Genomic DNA, 14,939 nt, shown 5'->3' with positions numbered 1-14,939 from the left:
AGTGCACGGTGGTGGACCCGACGGCCCCGACGGTGACCCCGGCGAGATCGATCAGATAGTGCCCGGTGTGCAGTACACCGGACGACGGCCGGCGGCCGAGCCAGGTGATCACCAAGGCGTCCTTCCACAACGCGATCGTGGCGCTGGGCGCGCTGGGCGGCTCGACCAACGCCGTCGTGCACCTGCTGGCCCTGGCCGGACGGTTGGGTGTCCCGCTGTCGCTCGACGAGATCGACCGGGCGGGGCACGGCATTCCGCTGCTGGTCGACCTGCAGCCGGCCGGGCGGCACCTGATGGAGGACTTCCACCGGGCCGGTGGGCTGGCCGCGGTGCTGCGGGAGATCTCCGATCTGCTGGACCTCTCCGCGCTGACCGTGACGGGTCGCCCGCTGGGTGAGTACCTCGCCGAGGCGGTGATCCACGATCCCGAGGTGATCCGGCCGCGGGCGACGCCGATGATGGCCGACGCCGGGATCGCGGTGCTCCGCGGCGACCTGGCGCCGGACGGCGCGATCATCAAGCCGGCGGCCGCCACGGAGGCGCTCCTGCGGCACCGCGGGCGGGCCGTGGTCTTCGACTCGGTCGAGGACCTGCACCACCGGATCGACGACCCGGCGCTCGACGTCGACGCCGACTCGGTGCTGGTGCTGCGCGGCTGCGGCCCGAAGGGCTACCCGGGCATGCCGGAGGTCGCGAACCTGCCGCTTCCCCGCAAGCTGCTGCAGCAGGGCGTCCGCGACATGGTGCGGGTGTGCGACGGGCGGATGAGCGGCACCGCGTACGGAACCGTCGTGCTGCACGTCGCCCCCGAGGGCGCGGCCGGCGGCCCGCTCGCGAAGGTCCGCGACGGCGACCCGATCGTGCTGGACGTCGAGGCCCGCCGGATCGACGTGGACGTGCCGGCGGTGGAGTTCGCGGCGCGGGAGCCGTCCCCGGCGATGGTCGCGGCACTCGCCCGGCCGACGCGGGGCTGGGAGAAGCTCTACGTGAGCACGGTGCGCGGCGCGGAAACCGGCGCGGACCTGGATTTCCTGGTCGGCAGCAGCGGCGACCGCGTGCCCCGTGACTCGCACTAACTACTTTTGGCTACTGGCCTGTCGCTTTGTGCACCAGTTGCGACCGGATCTACCTTGGGTATGCTCGTGCGCGGTTTGACGGAGGGAAACGACGAGTATGACCGCCGCGCGACGACGCTGGCTCGCAACTGTCCTGGCTCTGGTCGCCGCCGCTACGGTCGCCGTGGTGCCCAGCGCGCCCGGCTACGCCGCGCCCAACCCGACACCCACGCCCGCGGCACCCAAGGAAAAAGCGGTGCCGATGCTGGGCGACGTGCTCGAGTCGACTGGCAGACAGTACGCCAAGGCCAAGGCGGTGCTCGACAAGTCGCGCAGGCAGCAACTGCAGGCCGAAATCCAGCTCCAGCAGGCGGAGCAGAAGATCCAGGAGCTCCGCCCGCAGATCGCTCAGTTCGCGGCCGAGTCGTACCGGTCGGGTCGGATCACCGCGATGACCGCGATGCTGAACGCGTCGGACCCGAACGGCTTCCTGGAACGGGCGACCGCACTGGAGCGGATCAACCAGTACAACGCGAGCAAGCTCAACGCGCTCATCGACGCGGAGAAGCTGGTCGCGGAGGCGAAGGCGAAGATCGACGCCGAGGTGGCCACGCAGAAGGCGGCGACCGAGTCGATCGCCAAGCAGAAGCGGACCGCCGAGAAGGCCCTCGACCTGGTCGGCGGCGGCATCTCGCTGACCGGCGGCGAGGACCTGGTGTCCGCGACCTCCCCGAAGGCCCGCCCCGCGCCGCGAGCCGCCGACGGGAGCTGGCCGGACGAGTCCTGCAACCAGAACGACCCGACCACCAGCGGCTGCATCACGAAGCGCACGCTCCACGCGTACCAGGAAGTGAAGCGGGCCGGCTTCAACAAGTTCGTCGGCTGTTACCGGCCTGGCGGGCCCTTCGAGCATCCGAAGGGCCGCGCCTGCGACTGGTCGTTGCGCTCGAGCGGATTCGCGAGAGCGTCCAACCGCTCCGAGAAGCTGTACGGCAACAACCTGGCCGCCTTCCTCGTGCGGAATGCCGACGCGCTCGGCATCCTCTACGTGATCTGGTACAAACGCATCTGGTTCCCCGCGACAGGCTGGAAGTCCTACAGCGGCGAGAGCGACCACACCGACCACGTACACATGTCAATGCTGTGACGCGGGTTCCGGTGTTCTCTGCTCCTGTTCCTGCCCGATCGGCGGCAGGTGGCGCAGCACGCGTAGGCAGACGACGGCCGTGACCGCGATCGCGACCGCGCTGATCGCGGCGACCAGATGCAGGCCGTCGGTGAAGGCGGCCCGGGCCTGGTCGAGCAGCGCCGGCGGGGCCGACGCCAGCGAGTCGCCCGCGCCGGCCGGCGCGCCGGCCCGGTAGACCGCGGCGGCGACGCTGCCGAGCACCGCGACCCCGAGCGCGAAGCCGAACTCGTTGGCGGTCTGGGACAGCGAGGCGGCCGAGCCGGCCTTCTCCGGGGGCACCGCGCCCACGACGATGCCGGTGCCCTGGGTGAGCAGCGGGCCGGCGCCGACGTTGAACAACGCCATCCCCGTGACGACGGCGGTCGCGGTGTCGGCGGTGGTCAGCAGCGCCAGCCCGAGCACCGAGACGGCGAGGCCGGCGGCGATCAGCGGCGCCGGCCGGTAGCGGCGGGCCAACAGCGGGGAGACCTGCGTCGAGACGATCCCGGCCGCGACGGCCGGCAGCAGGGCGAGGCCCGCCCGCAGCGGCCCGTAGCCCGTGACGAGTTGCAGGTACTGCGTGATCAGCACCATCGTGGCGCCCGGCAGCATGGTGTTGACGAACATCCCGCCGAGCGCGGTGCGGAACGTCGGCCGCTTGAACAGCCGCAGGTCGACGAGCGGGCTGCGCAGGGTCTGCTGGCGGCGGACGAAGACGGCCGCGAAGCCCAGGCCGATCACCAGCGCGGCCAGCGCGGTCGGCTCGGCGCCGTGGCGGGCCAGTTCCTTGATGCCGTAGACGGCGGGCAGGATCGCGGCCAGCGACAGCGCGACGCTGGTCAGGTCGAGGGGCGCCGGGTGCCGCTCGGGCCGGTCCTTCGGCAGCAGCGCCGGGCCGAGCGCGAGGAGCAGGACCATCGCGGGCACGGCGATCAGGAAGACCGAGCCCCACCAGAAGTGGCCGAGCAGGACGCCGCCGACGACCGGGCCGATCGCGCTGCCGCCCATCAGCGACAGGAGCCAGACGCCGATCGCGGTGGCGCGCTGCCGGGGGTCGCGGAACATGCCGATGATCAGGGCGAGGGTGGTCGGGCCCATGGCCGCGCCGGCGACGCCGAGCACCGCCCGGGCGGCGATCAGCGTGGTCGGGTCGGGCGCGTAGGCGGCGACCACGGACGCCACCCCGAAGACGGCCGCACCGCCGAACAGCAGGCGGCGCCGGCCCAGCCGGTCGCCGACCGCACCCATGGTGATCAGGCACCCGGACAGCAGGAAGCCGTAGACGTCGATGATCCAGAGCTGTTGGGTGCTGCCGGCCCCGAGGTCACCGCTGAGCCGCGGCACGGCGAGCAGCAGCACGAACAGGTCGATCGAGACGAGCAGGGAGGGCAGGGCCAGCACCGCGAGCCCCACCCACTCCTTGCGCCCGGCCCGCTGGGGGGTCATGTCCATCAGTACCTCTCAGGTCGTGTCAGGTTCACGCCCGGAGGTCGGAGCCGTCGCGCCGATTTCGACAAGGTCCAAGGAATCCGGTCTACGGTGATCAGCCATGACCACCTACGTCAGCGACGACGAGATGCGCGCCGGGATGGCCACCACGAAGCCCTACACGGCGGTGATCCTGCGGGCCGGGCCGCAGCACGGCACGCCCGAGGCCGACGCGATCGTCTGGGAGCACGGCCGGCGCAACTTCGGGCTGCGGGCCGACGGCGCGCTCAGCATCGTCTGCCCGGTCCGGGACGACACGGAGGTGTGCGGCATCGGCGTCTTCGACCTGGATCTCGACGCGACGATCGCGCTCATGGACGACGACCCGGGCGTCAGGGCGGGCGTCTTCACCTACACGGCCCACCCGGCCCGCAGTTTCCCGGGTGACCGCCTGCCGTAGGGGCTACGCGGGGTCGCGGCCGGTGCCGGCGCGGAAACGGGTCGATCGGTGCGTACCATCGCAGAAGGGCTTGATCCCGGACATTCCACACCGGCAGAGCGCGACCGTGGACCGTCCGGTCTCGATCGTCTCACCGTCAACGGTGACCATCTCGAAGTCGCCGCGCACGAGCAACGGCCCGTCCGGGTACGGAGTGACGGTCGTGGCGGGCTCGCGCTCAGCGGACATGACGTGGCGCTTTCCCGCGCGCGGGCGCCGGGAAACCAGGTTTGATCGCTCCGGACGCGGGCAGTCCGCCCCCGTGTCGATTGTTTCTCTGCCGACCATCGCCGAGCCCACCATGCCGGCGCCGCGGGGGCCGGTGTCAGCCGCGGTGCGGGCCGCGCTCGCGGGGCCACCCGGCGCGCTGACGGTGCCCGCGAGGTTCGGAAGCGACGCGCTGCGCGACGACGACCTCCAGACCACCCTCTACCTCTGTTACGAGCTGCACTTCCAGGGGTTCGCGGGCGTGGACCCGGAGTGGGAGTGGAACCCGTCGCTGCTGGCGGTGCGGGCGGCGGCCGAGCGGCCCTTCGTCGCCGCGCTGCGGTCGCTGGTCGGCGACGAGCCGCCGCCCACCGACGTGCCGGCCGCACTCGTCGAGCTCGTGTCCGAACAGGACGGTCCGTCGCTGGCCGCGCACGTGCGTCGGCACGCGACGCTGGAGCAGTTCCGGGAGCTGCTCATGCACCGCTCGGTGTACCAGCTCAAGGAGGCCGACCCGCACACGTTCGCGATCCCCCGCCTGCGCGGTGCGGCCAAGGCGGCGCTGGTCGAGATCCAGATCGACGAGTACGGCGGCGGCCGGGCGGCCCGCATGCACGCCGAGCTGTTCCGATCCACGATGGACGGTTTCGGCGTCGACAGCGCCTACGGTGCCCACGCCGACCGGGTCCCGGCCGTCACGCTGGCCGCGGTCAACCTCATGTCGCTGTTCGGCCTGCACCGCCGGTGGCGCGGCGCGCTCGTGGGGCAGCTCGCGGCGTTCGAGATGACCTCGTCGGAGCCGAACCGGCACCTCGCGGTCGCGGCCCGCCGGCTCGGCGGCGACGACACGGCCGCCCGGTTCTTCGACGAGCACGTCGAGGCGGACGCGGTGCACGAGCAGATCGCGGCGTACGACCTCGCGGGGCGCTACGCGGCCGAGACCCCGGACGGCGCCCGCGACGTCCTGTTCGGAGCGCGCTGCGGCCTGGCCGTCGACGGGCTCGTCGCCCAGCATCTCCTGCGGTGCTGGCAGGCGGGTCGCAGCTCGTTGTTCGAGCCGGTCGCGGCGCGGGCGGCCTGATGGCGTTACCGTTCGACGAGGCGGCGCTGCTGCGCCTGGGCTGCGCGCTCAAGGACGCCGGCTACCGGTTCGTCACGGTCACGCCGGCCACGCACGCGCGGGTCAACAGCCGCCCGGCCAACGCCTGGGCGAGAGACGTCCGGGACGTGTTCGGCTGGAGCCGCCGGTTCGGCCCCGGTGTGCTGCGGGCCGACCTGCTGGCGATGGCGACGGCGGCCGGGGTGGTCGACCACGACGGCGACGGCTGGCGCAGCCGGGTGCGGTTCTCGACGTACGACGACGAACTGTTCGTGCATTCCGCGTTCCCGACCGACGCGCCGGACACCGTGTTCCTCGGCCCGGACACCTACCGGATGGCCGACGCCGCGCTCGCGCACCTGCGGGGCCGGGCCGGGCCGGTCCGGCGCGCGGTGGACATCGGCTGCGGCACGGGCGCAGGTGCGATCGCGGTGGCGAAGCGTACGCCCGGAGCCGAGGTGGTCGCGCTGGACGTCAACCCGGCGGCACTGAGCTGCGCCCGCGTCAACGCGGCGCTCGCCGGCATCGACAACGTGTCGGTCCGGCACGGTGACCTGCGGGACGGCCTGGACGGCTGGTTCGACCTGGCGGTCTCCAACCCACCGTTCATGGTCGACCAGGCGGGCCGCGGCTACCGTGACGGCGGCGGGCCGGACGGCAGCGAGCTGTCGCTGGCGGTGCTGGACGCGGCCATGCGGGGACTGCGCGCCGGTGGCTCGCTCGTGCTGTTCAGCGGCACCGGGATCGTCGCCGGGCACGACCCGCTGCGCGCCGCGCTCGCGCACCGCCTGGCGGGCGCCGACTTCCGGTGGACCTACCGGGAGGTGGATCCGGACGTGTACGGAGAGGAGCTCGACGGCGCGGCGTACGCGGACGCGGAACGCATCGCCGTCGTGGTCCTGGAGGCGCAGCGGCGGTCCTAGGGACAGGCGGTGGCCGGGGCGACGCCGAGCGTGTCCAATGTGGTCAGCAGCTCCGCGCGGGTGAGGTTGGCGCCGAAGATGTCCGACGAGCCCGGCTGCAGCACGCGGCCCGCGTGCAACGGCTCGAGCGGCACCACGTCGAAGCCCATCGCGTCCACGAGCTCGGCGACCACCGCGACCGCCGCCGGGTCGTCGCCGGCGACCGCCAGCGCGCGGCGGTCCGGGTCGCCGGCGGGGCGCGTCCACGCGTCCAGCTCGTGGTAGCCCATGTGGTTGAACGACTTCACCACGTCGACGCCCAGGACGTCGCGGACGATCTCGCTCGACGACCGCGTCGCGCCCTCCCAGAGGGGCAGGACACCGTCGACGGGCGGCCAGTAGTTCATCACGTCGATGACGATCTTGTCGTGCAGCGCGTCGGCCGGGAGCGTGTCGAGGCGGGCCAGCGGGATCGCGACGATCACGATGTCGGCCTGGCGCGCCGCGTCCGCGGCGGTCATCGGGACGGCGCCGGGCGCGAGCACGTCGACGATCAGGCCCAGTGCGGACGGGTCGCCCGAGCCCGCGATCGCGGTGGGCCGGCCGGCCGCGACGGCCAGCCGGGCCAGCACCGTGCCGACCTTGCCCGCGCCGAGCACCGCCACCTGTCGCTCGCTCACGACGTCTCCTTGCGGACCACCGGCGCCACCTCGGTGGCGAACAGTTCCAGGCTCTTGTCGACCATGCCGGCCGGCATGGCGCCGACGTCGAACTGGCCCACGTACCGGCTGATGCCGAGCAGTTCCCGGTGCCTCATGATCTTGTCGATGACCTCCTGGGGGCTGCCGACCAGCAGGCCGGCCCGGATCCACTGGTCGTAGACCTCGCGTGGCATACCACCGGAGAACTGTGGGAGTCGCCCCAGGTATTCCGAGTAGTAAGGGTAGAACTCGTCGCGCGCGCCCTGTGAGGTGCGGCCCACGAACATGTGCCCGCCGCTGGCCACGCGCAGGCCCGCCGGGTCGTGGCCGGCCGCCGCGGCGGCGCGGTGGTAGAGCTCGACCAGGCCGCGGGCCGGCGCCGGGTCCGTGAAGATCGCCACGAACATCGGCGCGCCGAGCCGGCCGGCCCGGACCGCGGACTGCGGCGTGCCGCCCACCCCGACCCAGATCGGCAGCGGATCCTGCAACGCACGCGGCGTGACCAGGGCATTCTCCAGCGGCGGCCGGGTACGCCCCTGCCAGGTCACCTCCGGCGACGCGGCGATCTGGAGCAGCAGCCGCAGCTTCTCCTCGAACAGCACGTCGTAGTCCCGGATGTCGAAGCCGAACAGCGGGAACGACTCCGTGAAGGCGCCCCGGCCAGCGATGATCTCCGCCCGCCCGCCGGAGAGCTGGTCGAGCGTGGCGAACTGCTGGTAGACCCGCACGGGGTCGGCCGTGGAGAGCACGGTCACACCGGTGCTGAGGCGGATCCGGTCGGTCACCGACGAGATCGCGGCGAGGACGAGCTCCGGTGCCGACAGAGTGAAGTCGGGCCGGTGGTGCTCACCGAGCGCGATCACGTCCAGGCCGGCCTCGTCGGCGTAGCGGGCCTGTGCGACGAGGTCGGCGAGCCGTTGCCGGGTGGAGACGGTGCCGCTGTCGCCGAACGTGTAGATGCCGAGTTCCATGATTCGTACGACCTCTCGAAGCGGAGCTTCATCTTCCGCTTCGTCGCAACGCGCAACCGGAGCCGGCTATTCCGGATCGCTGGAGCCGAGGTGGGCGGACAGGTCCGCGATGACCTGCTCGGTGCTCTCGAACAGCACGGCCGCCATCCCGTGCGCCCGGGCGCTCTCGACCAGCCGCGGCGCGTCGTCGACGAAGACGATCGCGTCGGCCGGCACGCCCATCCGCTCGCAGGTCAGGGCCCACAGCGCCGGGTCGGGCTTCGACATGCCGACCTCGTGCGAGTAGATGCAGTCGTCGACCAGGTCGGTGAGGCCGTAGGCGCGCTGCTCCCGCTCGCGCGCTCCGACGAAGCTGTTGCTGAGGATGCCGGTCCGGTAGGCGGGTCGCAGCGTCCGCGCGTACTCGATGAGCGTGGTGTTCGGGGTTCCGAGGTACTGCTGCCACATGTCGGACATGACCGCCTCGACCTGCCCGGTCGACAGGCCCAGCCGGTCCCGCATCGCCGCGTGCACCTCGGCCTCGGTCACGGTGCCGACCGCGCCGGCGTCCCACACGTCGGCCATCGCGGTGCCGATCGCGCCCGGGGCCAGCCCGAGCGTCTCCTCCCACCGCCGGTCGAAGTCCATCGGACCACACAACTCCAGCACGCCACCGATATCGAAGACCACCGCCCTGATCACCATGATCGACACGGTACGAGCCGACCCGGCCCGGGCGATATACGCAAGGTCTCCTACGTCAGACGACCGGGCTGCGGCGTTCCAGCAGGACGACGTCGCGCCATTCGCCGTGGTGGCGGCCGATGCGTTCGCGGGTGCCGACCACGCGGAAGCCGGCCGCCTCGTGCAGGCGCAGGCTCGCCTTGTTGGTCGGGAACACGCCGGACTGGATGGTCCAGATGCCGGCCTGCTCCGTCGACGCGATCAGCGCGCCGAGCAACGCCGCGCCCACGCCGCCGCCGCGCGCGTCCGACGAGACGTAGACGCTGTGCTCGACCACGCCCGCGTACACGGGCCGGGCCGAGATCGGCGACACCGCGACCCATCCGACCACGCGCCCATCGAACATTGCGACAAACCGGTGCGAGGCCAATCGGGAGCCGTCAAAGGCCGCCCAATCCGGCGCGGTCGTCTCGAAGCTGGCCTCGCCGGTGTCGAGACCCTCCTGGTAGATCCGGCGGCACACGGGCCAGTCGGCCGCCGTCAAAGGTCGGATCTGTACGTCCATGGCGACCGAGCGTATCGGGACAAACGGTGTGAGTGGTTGTCGCCGCCGAGTGACGAACCGCACCCTGACCCTTCGGGTGTCCCCGATGACGGGTCTCCGGTGGCAATCTTGAATGTGCGCCATTGTTTCGGAGAGGGGGTCCGGATGGCCACGATCGGTTCACCTACGCGGGTTGAGAGGCTTCCGCACGTCGACAACCTGCGGGCGGTGATGGTCGCGTGGATCATCGCGGGGCACGCACTGCTGGGATATTCGGCCATCGGGGGGTGGCCGTACGACGAGGTCCAGGAGACCACGTTCCATCCCAGGTCGGAGCTCGCCATGGCCGTCGTCGTCGGACCGACGGCCCTTTTCGTGATCGGGACCTTTTTCTTCATCGCCGGCCTGTTCGCGCCCGCGGCGATGGCGCGCAAGGGCCCCGGCAAGTTCGCGAGCGAGCGCGTGGTCCGCCTCGGCGTGCCCTTCCTGCTGTTCGCGCTGCTGGTCTGGCCGCTGTTCATGTGGTTCGCCTACCTGGCCGCCGGCCACAAGGTCTCGTTCTGGTGGGAGTTCACCCACCGGCACCCGTTCCTGGACTCCGGGCCGCTCTGGTTCGCCGAGATCCTGCTCTACGTCTCGCTGGCGTACGCCGCGCTGGTCTGGGCCAAGGACCGCGCCCGCACCGACGGCGAGCCCCTGGAGGAGGCGCCCGCGGTGCTCGGTGGCCGGCAGCTCGTGACGCTGATCGGCCTCGTCGCCGTGGCGTCGTTCATCGTCCGCCTCTGGTTCCCGGCGCAGAGCAAGCAGGTCCTCGACCTGCACGTCTGGCAGTGGCCGCAGTGCGTGGCCATGTTCGGCCTCGGCGTCGCGGCGGCCCGCTTCGGCTGGGCGAAGCGCGTCCCGGAAGGCCTGCGCCGCGGCTGCGGAGCCGCGGTGATCATCACCGTGCTCTCGCTGCCGGTCTACGCGTGGACGGTCGGCCTGAGCGACCTGGCCGACGACGCCGGCCCGTACCAGGGCGGCGTGCACTGGCAGGCCCTGCTCCTCGCCACCGTCGAGGCGATCCTGGTGGTCGCCGGCTCGGTCTGGGTCCTCGGCCTCGCGCAGGACCGCCTGCAGGGCGTGAGCCGCACCTGGCGACGCTGCGCCCGCGGCTCGTTCGCGGCGTTCGTGCTCCAGGCCCCGGTCCTGCTCACCCTCGCGATCATGCTGCGCCCGTTCGACCTGCCGGCCGAGGCGAAAGCGATCGCGGTAGGCGGCATCGGCGTCCCGGTCTGCTTCTGGCTGGCCTGGCAGCTCATCGAGCGCACCCCGGTGGGCCGCTACCTGTGACGATCGACAAGGTCGCCTGGATCCTGCTGGCCGACGGCGAGATCCTCAGCTCCCGCAACCACGGCCGCGACGTCTTCTACCTGCCGGGCGGCAAGCGCGAGCCGGGCGAGACCGACCTGGAGACGCTGGCTCGCGAGGTCCGCGAGGAGCTCAGCGTCATGATCGTCCCGGGCACGGAGGCGCACCTGGGCACCTTCGAGGCGGCGGCACACGGCCAGCGGCCGGGCACGCGGGTCACGATGAGCTGCTACACCGCCGACTACACCGGCACCCTGCACCCGGACAGCGAGATCGCGGAGATGGCCTGGCTGGCCTACGCGGACCGCGACCGGGTCTCCGCCGTCGACAAGCTCGTCTTCGACCACCTGCACGAGGCAGGGCAGTTGCGCTGATTCCTTGCCGCCGCCACCGCCGCGGTGGGCAGCCGGGGGTCAGCTGGTCGGGCGGAGGCGGCGGCCCTCGCGGTCGGTCATCGCGGCGACCAGGTCGTCGCGGGCGCGGGCCACGCGGGAGCGGATCGTGCCGACCGGGCAGCCGCAGACCTCGGCCGCTTCCGCGTAGCTCAGACCCGCGATCTGCGTCGCGACGAACGCCTCGCGGCGCTCCGGGTCCAGGGCGCGGACCAGCTCCGTTAGGGCGACGCCGGCCTCGAAGCCCGCGCCGCCGTGGTCGCGGGCCAGTTCCGCCTCCGCGACCGGCTGCCAGTCGTCGAGGGCGGCCAGGCGCGGGCGGCGGGAGACGTAGCGGATGTGGTCCGCGCACGCCCGCCGCGCGATCGCCAGCAGCCACGTGCGGGCCGTCGAGCGCGCGTCGAAGGCCGGCAGCGCCCGCATAGACCGCAGGTAGATCTCCTGCGTCAGGTCGTCGGCCTCCCCCGGGCCGACCAGGTGCGTCACGAAACGGCGCAGCTGGTGCTGGGTCGCCTCCACGAACATGTGCGCCGCGGCCCGGTCGCCGGCCTTCGCCGCCAGCGCCCAGGCGGTGACCTCGTCCAGGTCCGGGTCTGGGGGCGGTCCGGGGAGACGCATGCCGGCAAGGCTAGCTTGTCCGGTTTGGCGAAAACGCCCTGGGCTGACGGGAACTCGGCGGCCGTCCCGGGCGACTATCAAGACGTGGAGTGTGAGCGGATCCGGGAAATGCTGTCGGCGCGGCTCGACGGGGAGGACGCGCCCGGCGAGCGGGAGCTGACCGAACGGCACCTCGCCGGCTGTGCCGGCTGCACCGCCTGGCTCGACGCGGCCGCCGCCGTGACCCGGCTGGCGCGCACCGCGCCCGTGCCACCGGCGCGGCCGATCGACCTCTCGTCGGTCGATCTCGGTGCGCCCGCCGCGACGACGCCGAAGCCGACGAAGCACCGGCTCGCGATCGGGCTGCGGGTCGGGCTCGCCGCGGTCGGCCTCATCCAGTTCCTCCTCGGCGCCGCCCAGGTGGCCGGGCTCGGCCGGGACGACCACGCGCACGACGCCGTGCTCGGTTCCGGGCACCTCTGGCACGAGTCGGCCGCCTGGAACCTCGCGATCGGGGCCGGGTTCGCGTTCGTCGCGCTGCGTCGTACCCGGCCGACCGGTCTGCTGCCGACCCTCACCGCGTTCGTCGGCGTGCTCACCCTGCTCTCCGCCGGCGACATCGTCGCCGGGCGCGTGGAGCCCGGCCGGCTCGCCAGCCACGGCTTCCTCGTCGCCGGCTGGTTGATCACCCTCGCGCTGTCCCGCCCGGCGCTCGACCCGGGTGAGCCACCGGCCCGCGGGACCGGCGGCCGCCGCTGGACCGCCGCGTTCGACACCGAGCCCGCCGCACCGCCCCGCCTGCGGCTCGTCGAGGGCGGCGGCGCCACGGCGATGGCCACGGCCTCCGCCCGCAGGAGCGCGGAGGCTGCCTGACGCAGCATCCCAATCGCGGCAAAACCGGACCAGCCCGGCACTAGCCTCGCAAGCATGGACCGCGCCGCGCTCGCCGCCGATGCCTACGTGTACGGCTATCCCCTGGTCGCGAGCCTGTCCGAGGTCGGCCGGTTCACCCGCGAGGGCCTCGCCACCGTGCCGGCGACACCGTTCAACGCGTTCGGCCACGCCCACCGCCTGGCCGGGCCGGACGACACGTTCGTCAGCGTCAACAACGACACCGTCTACTCGATCGCCCAGGTCGACGTCGGCGGCGGCCCGGTCCGGCTGACCGTGCCGGACACCGGCGGCGCCTACTACGTGCTCCAGATCGTCGACGCCTGGACCAACAACATCGCGTACGTCGGCCGCCGCGCCACCGGCACCGGAGCCGGCACGTTCCTGATCGCGCCGCGCGGCTGGACCGGGGACGTGCCCGACGACGCCACCGTCATACCGGCCTCGACCTCGGTGGTCTCGATCGTCGGCCGCCTGGCCTGCGCCGGCCCGGACGACCTGCCCCGGGTCGAACGGCTGCAGCAGCGGCTGCGCCTGCACGCGCCCACCCCGTCGGACCGCGCCCCGCTGCCGCCGGTCGCCGCCACCGGCGTACCCGAGGACCTGCTCTTCTTCGAGCATCTGCGGTCCTGGCTGGCCGCCTTCCCGCCGGCCGCGCCGGACCGGGCCTACCAGGAGCGGTTCCGCCCGATCGGGCTGCTGGACGCCGACCCGCCCTACGCCGACCCGGACGACGACCTCGCGAACGCGTTGAACGAGGGTGCCGCCGAGGGCCGGGCGCGGATCGAGCACGCCTCCCGCGGCGCGCCAACGGTCAACGGCTGGCAGCTGGCGCCGCACGCGTTCGACTACAACGTGGACTTCCTCGGCCCCGGCACGCTGGATTCCCCACAGTGGAAGATCGCCGACCGCGTCAAGGGCTACCTCGCCCGGGCGGTCGCGGCCCGCGTCGGGCTCTGGGGCAACCACGGCTACGAGGCGGTGTACGCCCCGGTCTACGTCGACGGGGACGGCTCCCCGCTTTCCGGCGCGTACGCGTACGAGCTGCGCCTTCCCGGTCCTCCCCCGGTCGACGCGTTCTGGTCATTGACGATGTACGACATGCCGGATTATTACCTCGTGCCCAACGCGATCGACCGCCACTCGATCGGCGATCGCACCGCCGGACTACGACGTGAATCCGACGGTTCATTCACTCTCCGGGTGAGTCATTCGCCGCCGGCCGACGGCGACACGAGCAACTGGCTGCCCGCCCCGCCCGGCGCTTTCCGCCCGCTCATGCGCCTCTACCAGCCACGATCCGACATCCTGCACGGTGGGTACGCGCTTCCGCCGCTGATCAGGGTCGAGTAGCCCGCCGGGCGGCCCCTTTCGCACAGCCCAGGCACAGGTGAAGATGGTGTGTCCGAGTGTCCACCTGACGCCCCCCCCGGGATCGGAGCCGCCATGGCGAGACGCTGGCCGGTGCTCGCCGGCGCCGTCACCGTGGCGCTCGGCGCCGCGATCCTTCTCTTCCCGGGCGCAGCGGGCGCGCTCTGGGGCACGGCGGGCGTGCTGGCCACCGCGGGCATCCTGTTCGGCATCCGCACCCACCAGCCGGCCCGGCGGGCACCGTGGATCCTGCTCGCCGCCGCCGCGACCGCGCTCGGCGCCGGCGACGTCGCCTACGAGCTCAACGGCGGCGCCGACCAGGGCGGACCCTGGCTGGTCGTCGCCGAGACCTGCTACCTGGCCCTGTTCCCGTTGCTGGCGTACGCGCTGCTGGGCCTGACCCGGACGAGCGCCGCCCTGCGCGACCGGTCCACGGTGGTCGACCTGCTCTCCCTGGTGATCGCCGCCGGCCTGGTCGGCTGGACGCTGACCGCCGGCCCGCTCGCCACCGCGTCGACCTGGCCGGTGTTCGACCGGTCGCTGGCCGCGGCCCACGTGCTCGGCTCGATCGTCGTCCTCGTGGTCACGACGGCGCTGGTCGTCGCCACCAGGGCCCGCAGCGTCTCCGCGCTGCTGCTCGCCGCCGGCGCCGCCGGCCTGTTGATCGCCGACACGCTCGACGCGCTGGTCGAGATCCGGGGCGGGATCCCCGGCGGCCGCGCCTGGGAGCTGGGCTACCTCGTCTGCTACGCGGCGTGGGGTGCCGCGGCCCTGCCGCCGTCGATGGCCCGGCTGACGCTGCCCGTCGAGCCGCGGGTCGACTCCGGGCGCGGGCTCGGCGTGCTGCCCGTGCTGCTGATCGCGCTCACCGGCCCGGCACTCTTGCTGGTCGGCGACATCCGCGACGACGTCGGCGTGGTGACCGTGGTGGCGATCGGCTCCGCGCTGCTGATCGTGCTGGTCGCGACCCGGCTCAACGACGCGCTCACCGCACAGCGCCGGGCGGTCGAGCGGGAGCGGCTCCTCCGGCACGCCTGTGGCGCACCGGCTCGGCCTGGTCTTCACCGGCTGGGGCCTGCTGGTCGCGCTGTTCAGCGTCTT

General features: G+C 72.8%; 16 protein-coding genes and 1 pseudogene. 10 read left to right on the top strand and 7 right to left on the bottom strand.

The window, feature by feature from the left end:
* Nucleotides 1-65: 65 nt before the first annotated feature.
* Together AB0H87_RS25585 and AB0H87_RS25580 are read left to right on the top strand one after the other, a co-directional pair.
* Nucleotides 66-1,076, top strand: coding sequence for a dihydroxy-acid dehydratase (locus AB0H87_RS25585; protein ID WP_360150505.1), 1,011 nt, complete (start codon nucleotides 66-68; stop codon nucleotides 1,074-1,076).
* Between the two features lie 97 nt (nucleotides 1,077-1,173).
* Nucleotides 1,174-2,202 (top strand): hypothetical protein, encoded by a 1,029-nt coding sequence (locus AB0H87_RS25580; RefSeq protein WP_360150502.1) that lies wholly within the window; start codon nucleotides 1,174-1,176, stop codon nucleotides 2,200-2,202.
* Here AB0H87_RS25580 and AB0H87_RS25575 read toward each other — a convergent pair.
* A complete protein-coding gene (locus AB0H87_RS25575; protein WP_360150499.1) occupies nucleotides 2,191-3,675 on the bottom strand; it encodes an MFS transporter in 1,485 nt (494 codons plus the stop codon). The two genes, AB0H87_RS25580 and AB0H87_RS25575, sit on opposite strands and share 12 nt — an antisense overlap.
* Nucleotides 3,676-3,772: 97 nt before the next feature.
* Between AB0H87_RS25575 and AB0H87_RS25570 the strand changes: the two genes are divergently transcribed.
* The gene (locus AB0H87_RS25570; protein WP_360150496.1) at nucleotides 3,773-4,111 is read left to right on the top strand and encodes a hypothetical protein; all 339 of its coding nucleotides are present in this window, start codon (nucleotides 3,773-3,775) and stop codon (nucleotides 4,109-4,111) included.
* Nucleotides 4,112-4,114: 3 nt separating this feature from the next.
* On the opposite strand, the gene AB0H87_RS25565 is transcribed toward AB0H87_RS25570, so the two are convergent.
* Entirely contained in the window at nucleotides 4,115-4,339 is a 225-nt protein-coding gene (locus AB0H87_RS25565) for a CDGSH iron-sulfur domain-containing protein (RefSeq protein WP_360150493.1), read from the bottom strand.
* 73 nt (nucleotides 4,340-4,412) lie between these two features.
* Here AB0H87_RS25565 and AB0H87_RS25560 point away from each other — a divergent pair, with 73 nt between their 5' ends.
* The gene (locus tag AB0H87_RS25560; RefSeq protein WP_360150490.1) at nucleotides 4,413-5,438 is read left to right on the top strand and encodes an iron-containing redox enzyme family protein; all 1,026 of its coding nucleotides are present in this window, start codon (nucleotides 4,413-4,415) and stop codon (nucleotides 5,436-5,438) included.
* Nucleotides 5,438-6,379, top strand: coding sequence for a methyltransferase (locus AB0H87_RS25555; protein ID WP_360150487.1), 942 nt, complete (start codon nucleotides 5,438-5,440; stop codon nucleotides 6,377-6,379). Before AB0H87_RS25560 ends, AB0H87_RS25555 begins: the two co-directional genes overlap by 1 nt.
* On the opposite strand, the gene AB0H87_RS25550 is transcribed toward AB0H87_RS25555, so the two are convergent.
* The 4 genes from AB0H87_RS25550 to AB0H87_RS25535 all read right to left on the bottom strand — a co-directional run bounded on the left by AB0H87_RS25550 (nucleotide 6,376) and on the right by AB0H87_RS25535 (nucleotide 9,258).
* Nucleotides 6,376-7,038, bottom strand: a complete 663-nt coding sequence (locus AB0H87_RS25550) for an NAD(P)-binding domain-containing protein (protein ID WP_360150484.1) — start codon at nucleotides 7,036-7,038, stop codon at nucleotides 6,376-6,378. The two genes, AB0H87_RS25555 and AB0H87_RS25550, sit on opposite strands and share 4 nt — an antisense overlap.
* Nucleotides 7,035-8,030, bottom strand: coding sequence for an LLM class flavin-dependent oxidoreductase (locus tag AB0H87_RS25545; RefSeq protein ID WP_360150481.1), 996 nt, complete (start codon nucleotides 8,028-8,030; stop codon nucleotides 7,035-7,037). Before AB0H87_RS25545 ends, AB0H87_RS25550 begins: the two co-directional genes overlap by 4 nt.
* Nucleotides 8,031-8,096: 66 nt before the next feature.
* The gene (locus tag AB0H87_RS25540; protein ID WP_360150478.1) at nucleotides 8,097-8,714 is read right to left on the bottom strand and encodes an HAD family phosphatase; all 618 of its coding nucleotides are present in this window, start codon (nucleotides 8,712-8,714) and stop codon (nucleotides 8,097-8,099) included.
* A 55-nt stretch (nucleotides 8,715-8,769) separates the two neighbouring features.
* The gene (locus tag AB0H87_RS25535) at nucleotides 8,770-9,258 is read right to left on the bottom strand and encodes an N-acetyltransferase family protein (RefSeq protein WP_360150475.1); all 489 of its coding nucleotides are present in this window, start codon (nucleotides 9,256-9,258) and stop codon (nucleotides 8,770-8,772) included.
* Nucleotides 9,259-9,402: 144 nt separating this feature from the next.
* Here AB0H87_RS25535 and AB0H87_RS25530 point away from each other — a divergent pair, with 144 nt between their 5' ends.
* Together AB0H87_RS25530 and AB0H87_RS25525 are read left to right on the top strand one after the other, a co-directional pair.
* The gene (locus AB0H87_RS25530) at nucleotides 9,403-10,569 is read left to right on the top strand and encodes an acyltransferase (RefSeq protein WP_360150472.1); all 1,167 of its coding nucleotides are present in this window, start codon (nucleotides 9,403-9,405) and stop codon (nucleotides 10,567-10,569) included.
* Entirely contained in the window at nucleotides 10,566-10,961 is a 396-nt protein-coding gene (locus tag AB0H87_RS25525; RefSeq protein WP_360150469.1) for an NUDIX domain-containing protein, read from the top strand. Before AB0H87_RS25530 ends, AB0H87_RS25525 begins: the two co-directional genes overlap by 4 nt.
* A 39-nt stretch (nucleotides 10,962-11,000) precedes the next feature.
* Here the strand turns inward: AB0H87_RS25525 and AB0H87_RS25520 are convergent, their stop codons facing one another.
* Nucleotides 11,001-11,597, bottom strand: coding sequence for a sigma-70 family RNA polymerase sigma factor (locus tag AB0H87_RS25520; protein WP_360150466.1), 597 nt, complete (start codon nucleotides 11,595-11,597; stop codon nucleotides 11,001-11,003).
* Nucleotides 11,598-11,681: 84 nt separating this feature from the next.
* Between AB0H87_RS25520 and AB0H87_RS25515 the strand changes: the two genes are divergently transcribed.
* The 3 genes and pseudogenes from AB0H87_RS25515 to AB0H87_RS25505 form a co-directional block, all read left to right on the top strand.
* Complete coding sequence (locus tag AB0H87_RS25515; RefSeq protein WP_360150463.1) at nucleotides 11,682-12,449, top strand: zf-HC2 domain-containing protein; 768 nt, start codon at nucleotides 11,682-11,684, stop codon at nucleotides 12,447-12,449.
* Between the two features lie 54 nt (nucleotides 12,450-12,503).
* Nucleotides 12,504-13,820, top strand: coding sequence for a DUF1254 domain-containing protein (locus AB0H87_RS25510; protein WP_360150460.1), 1,317 nt, complete (start codon nucleotides 12,504-12,506; stop codon nucleotides 13,818-13,820).
* Between the two features lie 93 nt (nucleotides 13,821-13,913).
* Nucleotides 13,914-14,939: pseudogene (locus tag AB0H87_RS25505) on the top strand (hypothetical protein); the annotation flags it as partial.

This window comes from Asanoa sp. NPDC050611 (assembly GCF_040654855.1).
In the GTDB taxonomy this organism is placed as follows: domain Bacteria; phylum Actinomycetota; class Actinomycetes; order Mycobacteriales; family Micromonosporaceae; genus Asanoa.
The sequence above is the reverse complement of the archived record's forward strand: the minus strand, read 5'-3'. Positions and strand labels throughout refer to the sequence as shown.